This is a genomic window from Kitasatospora sp. NPDC101447, from assembly GCF_044767225.1.
GTDB lineage: Bacteria > Actinomycetota > Actinomycetes > Streptomycetales > Streptomycetaceae > Kitasatospora.
Genome location: NZ_JBIWNL010000046.1, coordinates 48,671 through 65,133, shown reverse-complemented (window position 1 = coordinate 65,133; position 16,463 = coordinate 48,671). Strand labels below are relative to the sequence as shown.

Sequence of the window (16,463 nt, the reverse complement as noted above, 5' to 3'; positions counted from 1 at the left end):
TCTCCCCCAGGAGGAACCGTGCTCCGCCCTGCCCGGAATTCCCGGCACCTCCGGAATTCCACCGCGCTCGCCGCGGTCGCCCTCGGCGCGGCCCTGGCGCTGACCTCCACCAGCGCCCAGGCCGCCACGCCCGCCCCGAAGCACTACGTGGCGCTCGGCGACTCCTACGCCGCCGGCGCCGGTGTGCCCGGCCAGTCGGCCGGACTCTGCCTGCGCTCCGACCACAACTACGGCCACCTCGTCGCCAGCGCCCTCAAGGCGGGCACCTACACCGACGTGACCTGCGCCGCCGCCAAGGTCAAGCACATGACGCAGTCCCAGTACGACGCGTTCATCAAGGTCAACGACCCGCAGTTCGACGCACTGACCGCCGACACCGACCTGGTCACGCTCGGGATCGGCGGCAACGACCTCGCCGCCAGCGACCTCGGTCTCGGCGAACTGGTCGCCACCTGCATCGCCGGCGCGGTGGTCAACCCGCTGGGCACGCCCTGCAAGGACGTCTACCACCACGGCTACTGGGACTGGAGCACGTGGTCCTGGCAGTACGGCAACGACGACCTGGCCGAGCGGATCCGCACCACGATCGCCCCGCAGATCGCCACCACCCTCCAGCAGATCCACACCAAGGCCCCCAAGGCCAAGGTGCTGCTGGTCGGCTACCCGTCCGTGCTGCCCGCCGACGGCTCGGCCTGCATCCTGCGCCAGCCGGTGACGCCGGGCGACGTCGAGTACATGTACGGCGTGCTCGACAAGCTGAACGCCGCCATGAAGTCCACGGCGGCGGCCAACGGCGCGACGTACGTGGACACCGCGACGCCGACGGTCGGGCACGACGTCTGCTCGGACGACCGCTGGATCGAGGGCGCGCTGCCCGGTTCGCCCGCCGTGCCGTTCCACCCGAACGCGACGGGCGAGAAGGCGATGGCGGACGCGGTGCTCGCCGCGCTGCGGTAGCCGGGCACGGACCCGCCGCGCCGGCCCCGCGCAGGCGGCCCCGTGCACGCGACCCCGGAAAGCCCCGAGGGGCCGGTGACCAGACCCCGGTCACCGGCCCCTCGGTCCGCCCGTCGCGCGCTATTCCGGCTCGGCGGCGGTGGCGGAGCCGGTGGCGGCGGCCAGCCCGGCCGACCACTTCTCCTCGACGTTGCCGAACTTCCAGTAGGCGATCGCCGCCGCCCAGGTGAGCACGAACAGCCCGACGATGGCGTAGCCCACGAAGTTGAGGTCCAGCCCGCCGACCCAGGCGATCGGCCCGCTGGTGATGTCCAGCTTCTCGCCGAGCAGGCCGATCAGCTCGATCGAGCCGATGACCAGCGCGACCAGCACCGACAGCCCGGTGACGGTCAGGTTGTAGTAGATCTTGCGGACCGGCTTGGAGAAGGCCCACTCGTAGGCGAAGTTCATGAACGAGCCGTCGATGGTGTCCAGCAGGCTCATCCCGGCCGCGAACAGGATCGGCAGGGTGAGCAGCGCGTACCAGGGCAGCGAGAAGGCCGCCGCGCCGCCCGCCAGCACCAGCAGGGACACCTCGGTGGCGGTGTCGAAGCCCAGGCCGAACAGCAGGCCGACCGGGTACATGTGCCAGGGCTTGGTGACGGCCCTGGTCACCCGGCCGAGGATCCGGTTCATCAGCCCGCGCCGCTCCAACTGGCGCTCCAGCTCGGCCTCGTCGTACTCGCCCTCGCGCATCCGGCGGAAGACCTTGAGGATGCCGTTGAAGGCGCCCAGGTTGATCAGGCCGAGCAGCAGCAGGAAGGTGCCGGAGACGGTGACGCCGATCAGGCCCGTCATCTCGTGCAGCGTCGAGTCGTCGGACTCCACCTGGCCGGCCAGCGAGCGGATGCCGAAGGCCAGCAGCGCGCAGAGGCCGAAGACGATCGAGGAGTGCCCGAGCGAGAACCAGAAGCCGACCGACAGCGGCCGCTTGCCCTGGCCCATCAGCTTGCGGGTGGTGTTGTCGATGGCCGCGATGTGGTCCGCGTCGAAGGCGTGCCGCATGCCGAGGGTGTAGGCGGTCAGGCCCATGCCCGCACCGAACACCTGGCCGCCGACGGTGTAGTGCTCGGGGGCGACGAGCGCGAGCAGGGTGAACCAGCCGACGACGTGCAGCGCGAGGATGAACCCGCCCATTCCGGCCAGGCGGATCCACTCCTCACGGGTGAGTCGGTCGCGCCAGCGAGGGGCGGTCATCGGGTGTCCTTTCGGCGGTACGGGCTGAGCTGGGCCATCTTTCCGCCTGGACGCACGCAGTTGCAAGTCATGCGCAATTACGGTTTGCTCTCCGCCCACCCCGACATCCCCACGATCCGTACAGGGCCTCGTCACCTCCCGGGACTTACTCCGGCCCCTCTACGCGCGGATACTGCCGTTCTACGCGCGAAAACTCGGGCGCCGAACACCTCGACTCCCCACGGAGGAACGGCACATGACGATCCGCATTCGAACTGTCGCGGCCCTCTCCGGCGCGGCGCTGCTCGCGGCCGGCCTCACCACCCTGGCCCCCACCGCCACCGCCGCCCCGGCCCCCGCGACCGCCGCCGTCAGCGCCACCCCGCACCGGGTGCTGTTCGACAACAGCAAGGCCGAGACCGCCGGCAACGCCGACTGGATCATCAGCACCAGCCAGCCCGACCCGCTCGCCCAGAACCCCAACCCCACCACCGAGAAGAGCTGGACCGGCGCGCTGTCCGCCTGGGGCGTCGCCCTGCAGAAGACCGGCCAGTACAGCCTCAAGACCCTCCCGTCCGGCTCGACCATCACCTACGGCACCGGCGGCGCGCTCGACCTCGCCAACTTCGACACCTTCGTCGTCCCGGAGCCCAACATCCGGTTCAGCGCGGCCGAGAAGACCGCGATCATGAAGTTCGTCCAGAACGGCGGCGGACTCTTCCTGATCTCCGACCACACCAACAGCGACCGCAACAACGACGGCTGGGACTCGCCGAAGATCATCAACGACCTGCTGACCAGCAACGGGGTGAACAACAACGACCCCTTCGGCTTCTCGGTCGACCTCCTCAACATCACCACCGACAACCCGCGCGCGGTCGGCGACGCCACCGACCCCGTCCTGCACGGCTCCTTCGGCACCGTCACCGGCTCGATCCTGCGCAACGGCACCACCTTCACCCTGAAGCCCGCCGACAACCCCTCGGTCAAGGGCCTGGTCTACCGGACCGGCTACAGCGGCAACACCGGCGCCTTCTTCGTCACCAGCACCTTCGGCTCCGGCCGGGTGGCCATCTGGGGCGACAGCTCCCCGATCGACGACGGCACCGGCCAGTCCGGCAACACCCTGTACAACGGCTGGAACGACCCGGCCGGCACCGACGCCGCCCTCGCCCTCAACGCCACCGCCTGGCTGAGCAAGGCGTGACCACCGCGCAGCGCTCACCGCGAAGGGCGTGACCGCTGCGCAGCGCTCACCAGGAAAACGGCCGCTTCCTCCCCTAGGGTCGGAATGCCGACGCCCGCGGCGCGCACGTACGGCCCACCAGCCGCACGGTCGGCGCGCCGCGGGCCCGTCGGCGCCCACCCGGCCCGGGACCCGATGGGAGCGGCCATGCCGTCCTACCCCTTCCACACCACCCGCGAGGACGTCCGCATCCCGCTCCCCGACGGCACGCAGCTGGCCGCCCGCCTGTGGCGGCCGGTCACCGACGAGCTCGTCCCCGCACTGCTGGAGTACTCCGGCGGCCGCCTCAGCGACCGGACCGCCGCCGAGGACGCCCGGCGCCACCCCTGGTACGCCGGGCACGGCTACGCCACCCTGCGGGTCGACACCCGCGGACACGGCAACTCCGCCGGCACCCCCGGCGAGCCCGGCGGCGAACAGGAGCTGACCGACGGCGCCTTCGTGGTCGACTGGCTCGCCCGCCGCCCGTACTCCACCGGGCGGGTCGGCCTGCTCGGGGTCGGTGCGGCCGGCACCACCGCGCTGCGCCTGGCCGCCCGGATGCCGGAGATCGTCGGCGCCGTGGTCACCGCCTGCCCGGAGGGCGGCCACCGGCTCGGCGGCGCCGTCCTCGCCGCCGACCTGCACACCCGGCTCACCGCGCTGGTCGCCGACGCCGCCCTGCCGCCCGACCCGCGCCACGTCGGCGACGTCTGGCGCAGCCGCTGGCTGACCCGGCTGGAAGCCCTGGAGCCGCCCGTCGACACCTGGCTCGCCGCCGGCGAGACCACCGTGCCCGTCTCCGTCCCCACCTTCGCGATCGCCGGCTGGGGGGACCCGTCCTGCTCCTTCGTGCTGCGACTGCTCGCCGAGTCCCCCACCGCGCGCGCCCTGATCGGCCCCTGGCCGCACGGCCTGCCCGAGGACGCCCTGCCCGAGACGCTGCGCTGGTGGGAGCACTGGCTGCGCGGCGCCGACACCGGCGCCGTCAAGGAACCCGCCCTGCGCAGCTGGATCGGCACCCGCTGGACCGGCGACGACGCCTGGCCCTCGCCCGACGTCCGCGAGATCCACTACGGCCTGGACGGGCCGCTGCGCACCGCCGGCACCGCCGCCGACGACCGCTTCGTCCACGTCCGCTCGCCGCAGCACACCGGCCTCAACGCCGGTGCCTACGTCCCGCACGGCCGCCCCGCCGACCAGCCGCCCGACCAGCGCGAGGAGGACGGCCGCTCGGTCTGCTTCGACTCCCAGCCGCTGCCCGAGCCACTCGAACTGCTCGGCGCCCCGACCGTACGGCTCCGGCTGCGCGAGGGCGGTCCCGCGCCCCTGGTGGCGGTCCGGCTCTGCGCGGTCGGCCCGGACGGCACCTCGGAGCTGGTCACCCGGGGCGTCCTGGTCGCCGAGGGCCCGGACGTCGAGGTGGAGCTCGCCGCCTGCGGCTGGACCTTCCCGGCCGGGCACCGGCTGCGGCTCGCCTTCTCCTCCGTCTACTGGCCGTGGGTGTGGCCCCCGGCCGAGGACGGCGGGTACGCCCTCGACCCGTCCCGCTCCACCCTGAGCCTGCCCGTCCGCCACCTCGCCGCCGACGTGGGCGCCGCGCCGGTCACCTTCTCGACCCCCTCGCTGCCCGATCCGCTCGACGTCCACCTCACCGAACCGCTCACCGCCCGGCCCGAACACCTCACCGTCCACGACATCGGCCGGCACGAGTGGCGCACCGAGCTCTCCCCCGCCTCCGACGGCACCCGGACCCACCCCGACGGCCTCGTCCGCGACGAACACACCGTCACCGCCTACCGCATCCTCACCGACGCCCCGCTCAGCGCGCAGGCCCGCACCGACCACACCGTCCGGCTGGAGCGCCCCGACGTCGGCTGGGACGTCACCGTCCAGACCCGCGCCCAACTGCGCTGCGATGCCGGGCACTTCCTCAGCATCGTGCAGCTGCGGGCGCTGGAGGCCGGATCGGTGGTGTTCACCCGCGAGTGGCAGCACCGGGTGCCCCGGGAGAGGATCTCAAAGTAAGCCTTATGGAGTTTGCCTCCACCTCTCGATGCCCTTATAAATGACCCCATGAAGACCCTTGGCCTGATCGGCGGCATGAGCTGGGAGTCCACCGCCGAGTACTACCGCCTGCTCAACGAACTCACCCGCGACCGCCTCGGCGGGCTGCACTCCGCCCGGCTCGTGCTCCACTCCGTCGACTTCGCCGTCATCGAGCGACTGCAGACGGCCGGGCGCTGGGACGAGGCCGGCGAGGTCCTGGCCGCCGCCGCGCGCTCACTGGAGGCGGCCGGCGCCGACCTGCTGCTGATCTGCACCAACACCATGCACAAGGTCGCCGGCCACGTCGAGGCGGCGGTCTCAGTCACCCTGCTCCACCTGGCCGACGCCACGGCGGCCGCCGTACGGGCGGCGGGCCTGCGCCGGGTCGGGCTGCTGGGGACGGCGTTCACCATGGAACAGGACTTCTACCGGGGGAGGTTGGCTTCCGGAGGCCTCGACGTCCTCGTCCCGGACGCCGACGCGCGCGCCCTGGTCCACCGGGTGATCTACGAGGAACTGTGCGTCGGGGTGGTCCGGGAGGAGTCCCGGGCGGCGTACCGGCGGGTGATCGGGGACCTGGTGGCGGCGGGCGCCGAGGGGATCGTCCTCGGCTGCACCGAGATCGAACTGCTCGTCCGGCAGGAGGACAGCCCCGTCCCGGTGTTCCCCACCGCCCGTCTGCACGCGGAGGCCGCCGTCGCCGCCGCCCTCGACGACCGGTGACGGGAAAAGGGCTTGCGCAGAAGGGCGTTCAAGCAGCAAGATCTTCCCCGACCGAGGCATCGTCAGAGGAGGTGAGACCCGTGAAGGCTGTATCGACGTGGGTGCTCCCCCTTTCCGTCACGGTCGGCGACTGACGTAGGCGTCGCCGGGAGCGCCTTCCCCCAGCAAGGCCCTCCCGAAAGGCAACTGCCATGAATACTTTCCGGTTCACTGCCGATTCCGTGTCGAACGGCATCCGCGAGCGCGACTTCACCGTGGACGGCGTCCCCGGCGTGCTCTGGTCCCCGGCCACCGGCGCCGACCGCGCCCCGCTCGTCCTGATGGGACACGGCGGCGGCAACCACAAGAAGCACCCCTCGATGTCGGGCCGCGCCCGGCTGCTCGTCGACGACCACGGCTTCCACGTCGCCGTCCTCGACGCACCCGGGCACGGCGACCGGCCGCGCACCGCCCACGACGAGGCGGAGATCGCCGACATGTTCCGGGCACGGGCGGCCGGCGAGCCCGAAGGCCCGATCGTCGTCCGCTACAACGACCACCTGGCGAAGCTCGCCGTGCCCGAGTACCACGCGACCCTGGACGCCCTCCAGCAGCTCCCGGAGATCGGCGCCGACGGGCCGGTCGGCTACTGGGGCATCAACATGGGCACCGCGATCGGCGTGCCCTTCGTGGCGGCCGAACCCAGGATCACGGCCGCGGTCTTCGGCCAGCACTGGCCCGACGCCCTGGCCGAGCACGCGAGGCGGATCACCGTCCCGATCGAGTTCGGCCTGCAGTGGGACGACGAGCACATCTCCCGCGCGGACGGCCTCGCACTGTTCGACGCCTTCGCCTCGACGGAGAAGTCCCTGCACGTCAACGCGGGCAAGCACAAGGAGTTCCCGCGCTTCGAGGCCGACAGCGCCGCCCGCTTCCTCGCCCGCCACCTCGGCAGGCCCGCCGGCTGACCGCCGGCCCGGTGGTGCCCCGCCCCGGTGGTGCCCCGACCCGGTGGTGCCCCGTCCTCACCCGGGCGGGGCGCCACCGGGGCGGGCGGCCCTGCTCGAAGGGCCGTCATGGGGATCACCCCTCCTCCGGCACCTCCACGATCAGCAGGGTCCCCCGGCTGCCCGCCCGCACCGCGTGCCACGCGCCGGCCGGGACGACGCACAGCTCACCGGCCCGCAGGGTCGACTCCTCGCCGTCCACCAGGAGTTCGAGACTCCCCTCGGCGACGAACAGCACCTCGGCCGTCCCGTGCGCCTCCGCTTCCAGCTCCCGCCCGTCCATCCGCAGGACCTTCACCGCCGCCGTCCCGACCCGCCCCAGCACCTGGGAGCGCCAGGCCTCGGGCAGCCGTGCCGCCCGCTCGTTCACATCCACCAAGCTCATGGCCCTGGACGCTATCCGTCCCGGGCCGTCGATTGGTTGACCGTTCGGTAAAACCTCACGATGATCGCTCCGGTGAAGGCACGCACGCTCTACCACGACCTGCTCGACCACGACGGGCCGGCCGCCGACGACATCGACCGCTGGCTCGGCCAGGCGGCCGCCGCGGACTACCGCGCACGCCTGCGGACGGCCGCCGTCCACGGCTCCGCCTGGTGGGGCGACCAGGAGCACCACGGACCGGCGCTCGTCGAGGAGCTGTACGCGCTCGGCCGGGTCGCCGACGTCCTGCTGCTCGACCCGCGACCGGACGACTACCTGCGGGCGTTCACCGCCCTCGGGATGACGCCGTTCGACGGCCTCGTGCCCTTCGACCCCTTCCTGCACGAGATCGTCGACGTCGAGCAGGCCGCGGACCCGCAGGCGCCGATCGAGGTCCTGGAGGTCCGGCGCCCCGGGCTGATGCTCGGCGAACTGCTGTTCAACCGCGCCCGGGTACGGATCCGGGCCGGCGCCGCGCACGCGGAGCGCGGGGTCGCCGACCGCTTCCCGCTCTACTGGACGTTCCGCCGCGCCGACCGGCCGGTGCACGACCTCTCGCACGGCTGGGGCAGCAACTCCCAGTGGAGCACCGACTTCCGCCTCGACTACCGCACCCCCGGCGGCGACCACCTCAACGTCGCCGAGGACGGCTCGGTCGACGGCCGCCCCGACCTCGGCCACTACCAGGAGCTGGCCCCCGAAGAGCAGTTGCTCACCCCGGCCGAGCGGCGCGAACTGCTGCGCAACCGCTGCCTGCTGCGCACCCCGCAGGCGGCCGCCGAACTCGCCGCCTCGCCCGGCTGGGAGGACGAACTGTTCCCCTACGCGTGGCGGCTGCCGGCCGGGGAGTCGTGATCGGCCGGGGAGTGGTGATCGGCCAGGGCGTCGTGATCGGCCGGGGAGTGGCGATCGGCCGCTGAGGCGTGATCGGCCAGCACCTCGCCGATCACGTACCGGGCGATGCCGGTCATCCGCGGGTTGGTCCGGCGGTAGTAGGCCAGCTCCATCAGCGCGACGGACAGCGCCCAGCCGCGACCGCGGGCCCAGGTGGCGCCGTCGGCGGCCACCGCCGTCCGGAAGGCGGCGCGGGCCGGCCCGGGGAGCACGTACCAGGCGGCGATCAGGTCCACGGCCGGGTCGCCCAGGCCCGCGCAGCCGAAGTCGATGACGGCGCTCAGTCGGCCGCGCCCGTCCACCAGCAGGTTGCCGGGCTGCAGATCGGCGTGGATCCAGACCGCCGGACCGGCGTGCCCGGGGGCGTGAACGGCCTCGTCCCAGGCGGAGGTTGCGGCCGCGACGTCGATGACGTCCGGGAGTTCCGCGATCGCCCTCCGGACCGCACCGTCCCGCTCCGGCAGGGACTCGCTGCGGTAGGAGGCGGGGCCGCCGGTCGGGTCGACCCGGCGCATCGCGGTCACGAAGGCCGCCAAGTCGGCGGCCAGCAGGGCGGGTTCGGCCACCGCATCGACCACCGGGTTCGCGCCGTCGAGCCAGCGCAGGACCGACCACGGCCACGGGCAGCCGTCCACCGGTCCTCCCCGGGCCACCGGGGCGGGCACCGCGACCGGAAGCTCGGGCGCAAGGCGCCGAAGCCAGACCCACTCCTTGTCGATGTCCTCGACGGCCCCCGGGATCCGCGGGACGCGCACCACCAGGTCCGCGCCCAGCCGGTACATCGCGTTGCTCGTCCCGGCCGTGGTCACCGACGCGACCGGCAGGCCCGCCCAGTGCGGGAACTGCGCGGCGACCATCCGGCGGACCAGGGCGTCGTCGATGTCGATCTCGTCGGCGTGCATCGCGGGGAAGGAGGACATGGTGACCGAGCCTGCCGGGCCGGCGGCGCTCCTCGCAAGCGAATTGTCCGCCGCGGAGACCACTCTCGGGAACCACCCGCAGAGACCACCCTCGGCGGCTACCAGGCCACGTCCTTCCCCTGGTGGTCCAGGAAGCGCAGGCCGGGCTCGCCGCGGTGGCGCTCGATCGTCTCCACCACGCCGGGAACGCTCTCCTCCACGCTCAACTCGGCTTCCATTCCGCCGAGTTCGGTCCGCACCCAGCCCGGGTCCATCAGCAGCAGGCTGCGCTCGCCACCGGCCTGGCGGACGGCGTAGCAGCGCATCAGCTGGTTCAGCGCGGACTTACTCGCCCGGTACAGGTCCTGCCCGCCCTCGGTATTCAGGGCGATGCTCCCCTGGTCGGACGACATGACCCCGATCGTCCCGGCGGGCGCGACCAGCGGCCCGAGGACCTCCACGACGCGCATCGGGCCGAGCGCGTTGGTGACCATCACCTCGGTGAACATCTCCGTCGGCACCTCGCCGATCGGCAGGTCGCCGCGGGTGACGGCGGCGTTGACGAAGAGCAGGTCGAGGGTGCGCCGGGCCAGCCGGTCACGGAGGGCCGCGATCTGCTCCGGGTCGGTCATCTCCAACGACTCGACGGTCACCCGCCCGTCGGCCGACTCGGCCAGTTCGTGCAGGCCGGTGCGGCGGTTGCCGCGCACCGTACCGATGACGTCCCAGCCGCGGCGGAGGTACTCCGCGGCGATCCCGAGGCCCAGGGTGCGGGAGGCGCCGATGACGAGGGCGGTCCTGCGCGGCGCGGCCGCGAGGTGCCGTTCTTCACTCTTGGGTCGAACTTCACTCATGGGTCGAGTCTCCGAGCAGCCGGGCCGGGCGTCCAATGCCCTTCCGGGCGCATTGATACCGTGCGGGCATGGACCTGGACCTGCGCAAGCTCCGCTACTTCGTCGCGGTGGCCGAGCACCGCCGGTTCGGCCGGGCCGCCCAGGAGTTGTTCATCACCCAGCCCGTCCTCAGCCGACAGATCCGGGCGTTCGAGCAGGAGTTGGGCTGCCGGCTCTTCACCCGGACCACGCGCAGCGTCGAACTGACTGCTGCTGGGCGGCAGTTGTACCAGGAGGCGGCACGGATCACCGTGACCGTGGACGCCGCCCTGCAGCGGGTCCAGGAGGCCGCGCGGGGCGAGCAGCGGCTGGTCGTCGCCTTCTCCCCCGGCCTGCACGTGTCGGAGGCGATCCGGGCGTACACGGCACGCCACCCGGAGGTCGGGATCGACGTCCTCCCGTTGCGCTGGTGGGAGCAGGACGCCCCGCTGCGCGACGGCCGCGCGCACGTCGGCCATCTGCGGCGGCCCTTCGACGACACCGGGCTGCACACCGTCCCGACCGGCCGGGAGACCAAGGTGGCCTGCCTGCCGGTGACGCATCCGCTGGCCGGCCGCCGCACGCTCACCGCGGCCGACCTCGACGGCGAGCCGATCCTCGACGCCAGGAAGCGGCGGACCTCCTCGCTGGACGAGAAGTTCGAGCTGATCGCCTCCGGGCAGGGCATCGCGCTGGTGCCGCTCAGTGTCGCCGGCTCGTACTCCCGCCCCGACCTGGTCTACCTGCCGGTCACCGACTCGCTGCCCGTCGAGACCTGCCTGGCGGTGCCGGAGGGCGGTTGCACCGGGCCGGTGGCGGACTTCCTGGCCATCGCCGCCGCCACCCTGCGCCGCCGCCCCTCCGACGGCACGCCGGCGCCCGCGACCGCGCTCCCGCCTGCGCCCGAACCCGCAACCGCGACCACACCTGCAACCGCGCCCGAACCCGCGCCCCGACCCGCAGCGACTCAAGCCCGGACCGCGAGGTCCTGACCGCCCACCACCTTGAGCAGCCGCAGCGCCTCGTGCGAGGGCGTCCCGGGAGCCGCGGTGTAGAAGATCATCCACTGGTCCCGGTGCGGGTCGTGCAGCGCCTCACAGTCGAGGTCGAGCGAGCCGACCACCGGGTGCAGGATCCGCTTCCGGGTCGAGCGGCGGACCTCCACGTCCTGCCGCGCCCACAGCTCCCGGAACTCGGCGCTGTGCGCCAGCAGCCGCTCCACCAGGCCGCGCAGGGCACTGTCCGCGGGGTAGCGGGCGGCCGCGGAGCGCAGGTCGGCGACCGCCCGGCGGGCGAAGTCGGCCTGGCCGGAAGGGTCGTGGCAGGCCCGGGTGCCCGGGTCGGTGAAGAAGCGCCAGATCAGGTTGCGCTCGCCGGGCGGCAGCGCGGAGAAGTCACCGAGCAGCGCGGCCGCCATGGCGTTCCAGGCGAGGAGGTCGCGGGCGGCGCTGGTGACCATGGCCGGGGTGTCGTCGAGCCGGTCGAGCAGGTGCAGGACGCCCGGCCGTACCTCGCGGACCAGGTCGGACGGCGGCAGCGGCGGCTCGCCCACCAGGTGGTGCAGATGGGCGCGTTCGTCGTCGGACAGCCGCAGTGCCCGGCTGATCGCGCCGATCATCTGCCGGGACGGCCGTGGCCCCCGGGCCTGTTCGAGGCGGATGTAGTACTCCACCGACATCCCGGCGAGCTGCGCGACCTCCTGGCGGCGCAGGCCCGGGGTGCGGCGCCGACCGCCGGCCGGCAGGCCGACGTCGGCGGGCTGGACCCGGGCGCGCCAGCGCCGCAGGAAGGCGGCCAGCTCCGCCCGGTCCATGTGTTCCACGCCCCCGAGTCTGGCCCGGCGGGCCACGGTTGACCATGGGACCGCCGGTACCACCCTCGACGGTGCTCTCCCCCGCACCGCGGCCACCGGGCCAGGGTGGGGCCATGAACACCGACCGCATCGTCCTGATCACCGGAGCCAACAAGGGCATCGGCCTCGCCACCGCCCGGGAACTCGCCCGCGCCGGGCAGACCGTGCTGATCGGCGCCCGCGACCCGCAGCGCGGCGCCACGGCCGCCGCCGGGCTCACCGCCGAGGGCCTGGACACCCGCTTCGTCCACCTCGACGTCACCGACCCGACGACCGTCGCCGCCGCGGCCGCGCTGATCACCGCCGAGTACGGCCGGCTGGACACCCTCGTCAACAACGCGGGCATCGCCCGGGACTGGCGGCGCAGCCCGGAGGAACTGCCCGTCGAGGCCGTCCGCGAGACCTACGAGACCAATGTCTTCGGCGCCGTCACCGTCATCAACGCCATGCTGCCGCTGCTGCGCGAGTCCCCGGCCGGACTGATCGGCAACGTCTCCAGCCGCCTCGGCGGCTTCGCCTTCCTGGCCGACCCGGACAGCCCGGTCTGGGAGCACGCGACGCTGCTCGCCTACAACTCCTCCAAGGCCGCGCTGAACGCCGTCACCCTGGTCTACGCCCGGACGCTGCGCGGGTCCGGCATCAAGGTCGGCGCGCTGGAGCCGGGCTACTGCGCGACCGACCTCAACGAGCACAGCGGCGACGCCACCGTCGAGGAGGGCGGCCGCCGGATCGCCCGGCAGCTCGCCGAGGCCGGGGCCGGGCCGAGCGGCCGGTTCTTCGCCCCGGAGGGCGGCACCTACTCCTGGTAGGCCCCCGTGGCGATGAGTCCGGGCAGCTCGCGCATGTCCCGGAAGACGACGGTGCCGGGCCCGGCCAGCCGCTCCGCGGCCGTGACGCCGCCCGCGTACCCGAGCGCGCGCATCCCGGCGGCGCGGGCGGCCGTGACACCGGGAGCACTGTCCTCGACCACGACGCAGGCCGTCGGGTCGACGCCCATGCTCCGCGCCGCGTGCAGGAACAGGTCGGGCGCGGGCTTGCCGTGCCGGACCTCGGTGGCGCTGAAGATCCTTCCGGCGAAGCGCTCGTACAGCCCGGTCCGGCCCAGGGTGTGCCGCATCTTCTCGTGCGTGCCGCTGGAGGCCACGCACACCGGCAGGTCGATCGCGTCCAGCGCCTGCGGCAGGCCGTCCACCGGGGTCAGCCCGGCGTCCACGGCCTCCGCGTGCAGGGCGTGGAAGCGCTTGCCCCACACCGCCGCCGTCTCCGCCCCGAGCCGCTCGGCGACCAGCGCGTTGTTGACCGCCTCCGACCGCCCGACGAACCGCTCGATCGCCTCCGCTTCGCTCAGCGGCCAGCCGTACTCCTCCCCCAGCCGTACCAGCACCCGTACGGCGATCACCTCGCTGTCCACCAGGACGCCGTCACAGTCGAATATCACCAGCTCAATCGGCTTGATCATCCGGGCAGCATACGGCGGCGGCCGCCCGCGGCCGGGGCCCGGTGGCCACGAAGCCCTCCCGCCACCGGAGTTGCGCCGGAAGGCTGCACGGCCCGACCCCGGTGGAGCCGGGGCCGGGCCGTGCGTCGGGGTGCCGGGTTCAGCGGGTCTGGACGGAGGTGTCGTCGATCACGAAGCTCGTCTGCAGCGAGGAGTCCTCGACGCCGTTGAACTTCACGGTGACCGACTGGCCCGCGTAGGCCGAGAGGTCGAAGGTGCGCTGCTGGTAGCCGGCCGCGGCGTCCACGTTGGAGTAGGTCTTCAGCGCGGTGCCGTTCACCGACACGGTCAGCTTGTCGTACGCGGTGGTGCCCGACTCCGCGGTGTCGATGTGCAGCCAGAAGCTCAGCGTCGCCTTGCAGCCCGCCGGGATGCTCACCGTCTGCGACAGCGAGTCGGTGTGGGAGGAGCCGTAGCCGTCCATCCACGCCTTCCACGAACCGCCGTGCGCGGCCTGGCTGGAGCTGTTGTCGACCACGCCGGAGCTCGACGTCCACGGCGAGGCCGAACCGGTCTCGAAGCCCGCGTTGCCCAGCAGCTGCGCCGGGATGCAGTTGCCCTCGCTGCCGACGACGGTCCAGGTGAAGCTCGCGGTGGCGGTCTTGCCGGCCGCGTCCTTCACCGTGACGGTCACCGGGTAGCCGCCCCCCGTGGTCGTGGTCCCGCTGATGAGGCCGGTGGAGGCGTTGATCGACAGACCGGCCGGCAGACCGGTCGCCGAGTACGACAGCGGAGCCGTGCCGCCGGACGCGTTGATCTGCAGGTTCACCGCACCGCCGACGGCGGTCGACTGGTCACCGGGGCTGGTCACCGAGACCGCGCCGCTGCCGGCCGGCTTGGTGAGCAGGCAGCCGGCCACGTTGAGGTCGATGGTCCGGCTGGAGTTCAGGCAGGTGGTGAACCAGTAGGTCTCCTCGCCGTAGCTCTGGCCCTTGACGGCCTTGGTGGTGCCGTCGGCGGCGACCTCGCACGGGTTGTTGAGGGTGCACATCGCACCGTCGTCGTTGCCGGTGTTGTTGATGCCGATGATCCGCCCGCTGGCGGAGTCGATGATCGGCGAGCCCGAGGTGCCGTGCGTGGTGTTGCAGCCGGAGCTGTAGCGCAGCGAGTCGTGCCAGGTCCACTCGTCCTCGCGGAGGGTGGGCACGAACCCGTTGACGGAGCAGTTCCAGACCTGCTTCCAGTACGAGGAGGGTATGTACATCGCCGCGCCGTCGACCGGGTGCGCGTCGCTGACGGTCAGCGCGGTGGCTCCGTACTTGGAGCTGATCGAGCCGTAGGTGTCGGTGAGTTGGTAGAGCGCGACGTCGGTGCCGGTCATCGTCGCGTAGAGCACCTTGTCGGCCTGGACGGTGCCCAGGCTGTTGCCGGCGCCGTCGAGCAGGGTGCCGCTGCGGCTGGCGCTGACGTTCTGGATGACCTGGCCGGCCGACGGCATGGTCGGCAGGCAGTGCCCGTTGGTGAGCATCAGCGCCCGGTCGCCGGCCACCGAGGTGGGGTAGCGGACCAGCGAGGCCGAGCAGTTGCTCAGGGCGATGGTGGACGTCAGGTCGGCCGCCTGGACGGCGTGCGCGGGGGCGGCGGCGAAGGCCAACCCGCCCGCGACGACGGCACTCGTACCGGCCACCGCGACAAGTCTCTTGAACATGGCTCTCCTTGTGGGGGATCGCGGGGTGTACGACTGGTCGCCGACGCCCGCGCCGCACGAAAGTGCCATGGCCACCTCAAGGGGTCAACCGTTCTGGCCGAACTCGCCACTCCTCACGGCTTGTTGTGCCACCCGGACACAACCACCCGTCCCGGTATGCCCGTTACGCACTACGGCTGCGGCGCGGAGTTCACGGTCTGCCCCTCGGCCTGGGCGCCCCCCGCGCCCTTCACCGGCGTGAGGTCGAAGTCCCAGCCGGCCCCGCCCTGCGGGTTCGGGAACGCGAACCGGTCCTTGTACTTGACGAACCGGCAGTCCTGGGTGAACTGCCTCGCCTCGGAGTCCCAGTCCGCCCCGGTGGCGACGTAGACGTCGTAGGAGCCTTCCTTGATGCCCTCGACGGCGGTGCTCTGCCCCTTGGCCGCGTACACCGAGGCGACCGACTTCCCGTCCTGGGCGAGCGTGAGGACCGCGTCCGCCGGGCCCCTTTCGTTGTCGATGTGCAGCGCGCCCTTGCCGGCCTTCCCACCGTCGCGGACCAGTGCCCCGTTCTCCAGGACCCGCAGCTGCGGTTGCGGCGAGGGGAACCGGGGCACGACGAGGCCGGTTCGGTAGCCGGCCGCGGTCAGCTTGCTGAGGGCGGCCGAGACCGCCGCCATGCCCGGACCGGCGCCGAGCCTCGCCTGGGCGACCCCGACGGTGCAGAGCTTGTGCTGGAGGACGTCGCCGCGCAGCGCCGACGACTCGGCGGCGAGCGCGGTCAGGCCGTTCGCCAGGTCGGTGCGGGCTTGGTCGGCGTCGGCCGGTGCGGTGACGGTGTTCAGGTTCCGGACGGCACGGCCGATGTTGGACTCGACTCCAGCGAGGGCGGTGTCCAGCTCGAACGTGGTCTTGGCCGTCACCGCCTTCCCCAGCCCGGTGTTGACCGGCGCGAGCGCCTGGTCGAGCACCGTGCCGTACGGCGTCGGCGACGCACTCGGCGCGGCCGTACCGCCGCCCCCGCCCGAACAGGCCGCAAGCAGCAGTAACCCGCCGACGACCGGACCGGACCTGAACACGGACCTCACTGACCTCATGACCCCACCCCGGTTGTCATCCGGCGCGCGCTCCCCGCGCGCACACGAACGGACATGCTGCCGAGTACGAACCGCACCGGTCAACAGGGCCCGTACGATCATCGGAAGGGCCCGCCCCGGCCCGCCCGCCAGGGTCAACTACGAT

14 protein-coding genes and 3 pseudogenes are annotated in these 16,463 nt (G+C 72.8%); 8 read left to right on the top strand and 9 right to left on the bottom strand.

From position 1 onward, the window contains the following. A partial coding sequence (locus ACIRST_RS37645; protein WP_402808377.1) for an SGNH/GDSL hydrolase family protein occupies positions 1 to 957 on the top strand: 957 nt, incomplete at its 5' end. A 120-nt stretch (positions 958 to 1,077) separates the two neighbouring features. On the opposite strand, the gene ACIRST_RS37640 is transcribed toward ACIRST_RS37645, so the two are convergent. Further along, positions 1,078 to 2,193: a HoxN/HupN/NixA family nickel/cobalt transporter gene (locus ACIRST_RS37640; protein WP_350526424.1), complete on the bottom strand. Its 1,116-nt coding sequence runs from the start codon at positions 2,191 to 2,193 to the stop codon at positions 1,078 to 1,080. A 114-nt stretch (positions 2,194 to 2,307) separates the two neighbouring features. Between ACIRST_RS37640 and ACIRST_RS37635 the strand changes: the two are divergent. The 4 genes and pseudogenes from ACIRST_RS37635 to ACIRST_RS37620 all read left to right on the top strand — a co-directional run. Continuing rightward, a pseudogene (locus tag ACIRST_RS37635) lies at positions 2,308 to 3,376 on the top strand (hydrolase); the annotation flags it as partial. A gap of 189 nt (positions 3,377 to 3,565) precedes the next feature. Beyond that, on the top strand, positions 3,566 to 5,425 hold the full coding sequence (locus ACIRST_RS37630; protein ID WP_402808373.1) for a CocE/NonD family hydrolase: 1,860 nt from the start codon (positions 3,566 to 3,568) through the stop codon (positions 5,423 to 5,425). Positions 5,426 to 5,473: 48 nt separating this feature from the next. Then, a complete protein-coding gene (locus ACIRST_RS37625; protein ID WP_402808370.1) occupies positions 5,474 to 6,169 on the top strand; it encodes an aspartate/glutamate racemase family protein in 696 nt (231 codons plus the stop codon). 191 nt (positions 6,170 to 6,360) lie between these two features. Continuing rightward, positions 6,361 to 7,116, top strand: a complete 756-nt coding sequence (locus ACIRST_RS37620; protein ID WP_402808368.1) for an alpha/beta hydrolase — start codon at positions 6,361 to 6,363, stop codon at positions 7,114 to 7,116. A 115-nt stretch (positions 7,117 to 7,231) separates the two neighbouring features. On the opposite strand, the gene ACIRST_RS37615 is transcribed toward ACIRST_RS37620, so the two are convergent. Beyond that, on the bottom strand, positions 7,232 to 7,540 hold the full coding sequence (locus ACIRST_RS37615; RefSeq protein ID WP_402808366.1) for a cupin domain-containing protein: 309 nt from the start codon (positions 7,538 to 7,540) through the stop codon (positions 7,232 to 7,234). Positions 7,541 to 7,612: 72 nt separating this feature from the next. Here ACIRST_RS37615 and ACIRST_RS37610 point away from each other — a divergent pair, with 72 nt between their 5' ends. Further along, a complete protein-coding gene (locus tag ACIRST_RS37610) occupies positions 7,613 to 8,434 on the top strand; it encodes a hypothetical protein (RefSeq protein WP_402808363.1) in 822 nt (273 codons plus the stop codon). Here ACIRST_RS37610 and ACIRST_RS37605 read toward each other — a convergent pair. Both ACIRST_RS37605 and ACIRST_RS37600 read right to left on the bottom strand, forming a co-directional pair. After that, the gene (locus tag ACIRST_RS37605; RefSeq protein ID WP_402808360.1) at positions 8,401 to 9,393 is read right to left on the bottom strand and encodes an aminoglycoside phosphotransferase family protein; all 993 of its coding nucleotides are present in this window, start codon (positions 9,391 to 9,393) and stop codon (positions 8,401 to 8,403) included. The genes ACIRST_RS37610 and ACIRST_RS37605 overlap by 34 nt on opposite strands. Before the next feature lie 98 nt (positions 9,394 to 9,491). Beyond that, complete coding sequence (locus tag ACIRST_RS37600) at positions 9,492 to 10,226, bottom strand: SDR family oxidoreductase (RefSeq protein ID WP_402808357.1); 735 nt, start codon at positions 10,224 to 10,226, stop codon at positions 9,492 to 9,494. Positions 10,227 to 10,294: 68 nt separating this feature from the next. Between ACIRST_RS37600 and ACIRST_RS37595 the strand changes: the two genes are divergently transcribed. Next, a complete protein-coding gene (locus ACIRST_RS37595) occupies positions 10,295 to 11,236 on the top strand; it encodes a LysR family transcriptional regulator (protein WP_402808354.1) in 942 nt (313 codons plus the stop codon). On the opposite strand, the gene ACIRST_RS37590 is transcribed toward ACIRST_RS37595, so the two are convergent. Beyond that, positions 11,212 to 12,057 (bottom strand): helix-turn-helix transcriptional regulator, encoded by an 846-nt coding sequence (locus tag ACIRST_RS37590; RefSeq protein ID WP_402808383.1) that lies wholly within the window; start codon positions 12,055 to 12,057, stop codon positions 11,212 to 11,214. The genes ACIRST_RS37595 and ACIRST_RS37590 overlap by 25 nt on opposite strands. 113 nt (positions 12,058 to 12,170) lie before the next feature. Between ACIRST_RS37590 and ACIRST_RS37585 the strand changes: the two genes are divergently transcribed. Further along, positions 12,171 to 12,905 carry an SDR family NAD(P)-dependent oxidoreductase gene (locus tag ACIRST_RS37585; protein WP_402808352.1) on the top strand — a complete coding sequence of 245 codons (735 nt, stop codon included), beginning with the start codon at positions 12,171 to 12,173 and terminating at the stop codon, positions 12,903 to 12,905. Here the strand turns inward: ACIRST_RS37585 and ACIRST_RS37580 are convergent. The 4 genes and pseudogenes from ACIRST_RS37580 to ACIRST_RS37565 all read right to left on the bottom strand — a co-directional run bounded on the left by ACIRST_RS37580 (position 12,893) and on the right by ACIRST_RS37565 (position 16,300). Continuing rightward, positions 12,893 to 13,555, bottom strand: a complete 663-nt coding sequence (locus tag ACIRST_RS37580; protein ID WP_402808350.1) for an HAD family hydrolase — start codon at positions 13,553 to 13,555, stop codon at positions 12,893 to 12,895. The two genes, ACIRST_RS37585 and ACIRST_RS37580, sit on opposite strands and share 13 nt — an antisense overlap. A 139-nt stretch (positions 13,556 to 13,694) precedes the next feature. Next, positions 13,695 to 14,420 (bottom strand): annotated as a pseudogene (locus ACIRST_RS37575) (putative Ig domain-containing protein); the annotation flags it as partial. A 204-nt stretch (positions 14,421 to 14,624) separates the two neighbouring features. After that, positions 14,625 to 15,242 (bottom strand): annotated as a pseudogene (locus ACIRST_RS37570) (trypsin-like peptidase domain-containing protein); the annotation flags it as partial. Between the two features lie 170 nt (positions 15,243 to 15,412). Further along, positions 15,413 to 16,300: a hypothetical protein gene (locus tag ACIRST_RS37565; RefSeq protein ID WP_402808348.1), complete on the bottom strand. Its 888-nt coding sequence runs from the start codon at positions 16,298 to 16,300 to the stop codon at positions 15,413 to 15,415. Positions 16,301 to 16,463: the final 163 nt, after the last annotated feature.

Excerpts from the sequence above, each read along its gene's own strand:
- ACIRST_RS37605 (WP_402808360.1), bottom strand. The coding sequence starts at position 9,393 with ATGTCCTCCTTCCCCGCGATGCACGCCGACGAGATCGACATCGACGAC.
- ACIRST_RS37590 (WP_402808383.1), bottom strand. The coding sequence starts at position 12,057 with ATGGACCGGGCGGAGCTGGCCGCCTTCCTGCGGCGCTGGCGCGCCCGG.
- ACIRST_RS37595 (WP_402808354.1), top strand. The coding sequence starts at position 10,295 with ATGGACCTGGACCTGCGCAAGCTCCGCTACTTCGTCGCGGTGGCCGAG.
- ACIRST_RS37585 (WP_402808352.1), top strand. The coding sequence starts at position 12,171 with ATGAACACCGACCGCATCGTCCTGATCACCGGAGCCAACAAGGGCATC.
- ACIRST_RS37640 (WP_350526424.1), bottom strand. The coding sequence starts at position 2,193 with ATGACCGCCCCTCGCTGGCGCGACCGACTCACCCGTGAGGAGTGGATC.
- ACIRST_RS37625 (WP_402808370.1), top strand. The coding sequence starts at position 5,474 with ATGAAGACCCTTGGCCTGATCGGCGGCATGAGCTGGGAGTCCACCGCC.
- ACIRST_RS37630 (WP_402808373.1), top strand. The coding sequence starts at position 3,566 with ATGCCGTCCTACCCCTTCCACACCACCCGCGAGGACGTCCGCATCCCG.
- ACIRST_RS37580 (WP_402808350.1), bottom strand. The coding sequence starts at position 13,555 with ATGATCAAGCCGATTGAGCTGGTGATATTCGACTGTGACGGCGTCCTG.
- ACIRST_RS37615 (WP_402808366.1), bottom strand. The coding sequence starts at position 7,540 with ATGAGCTTGGTGGATGTGAACGAGCGGGCGGCACGGCTGCCCGAGGCC.
- ACIRST_RS37620 (WP_402808368.1), top strand. The coding sequence starts at position 6,361 with ATGAATACTTTCCGGTTCACTGCCGATTCCGTGTCGAACGGCATCCGC.
- ACIRST_RS37600 (WP_402808357.1), bottom strand. The coding sequence starts at position 10,226 with ATGAGTGAAGTTCGACCCAAGAGTGAAGAACGGCACCTCGCGGCCGCG.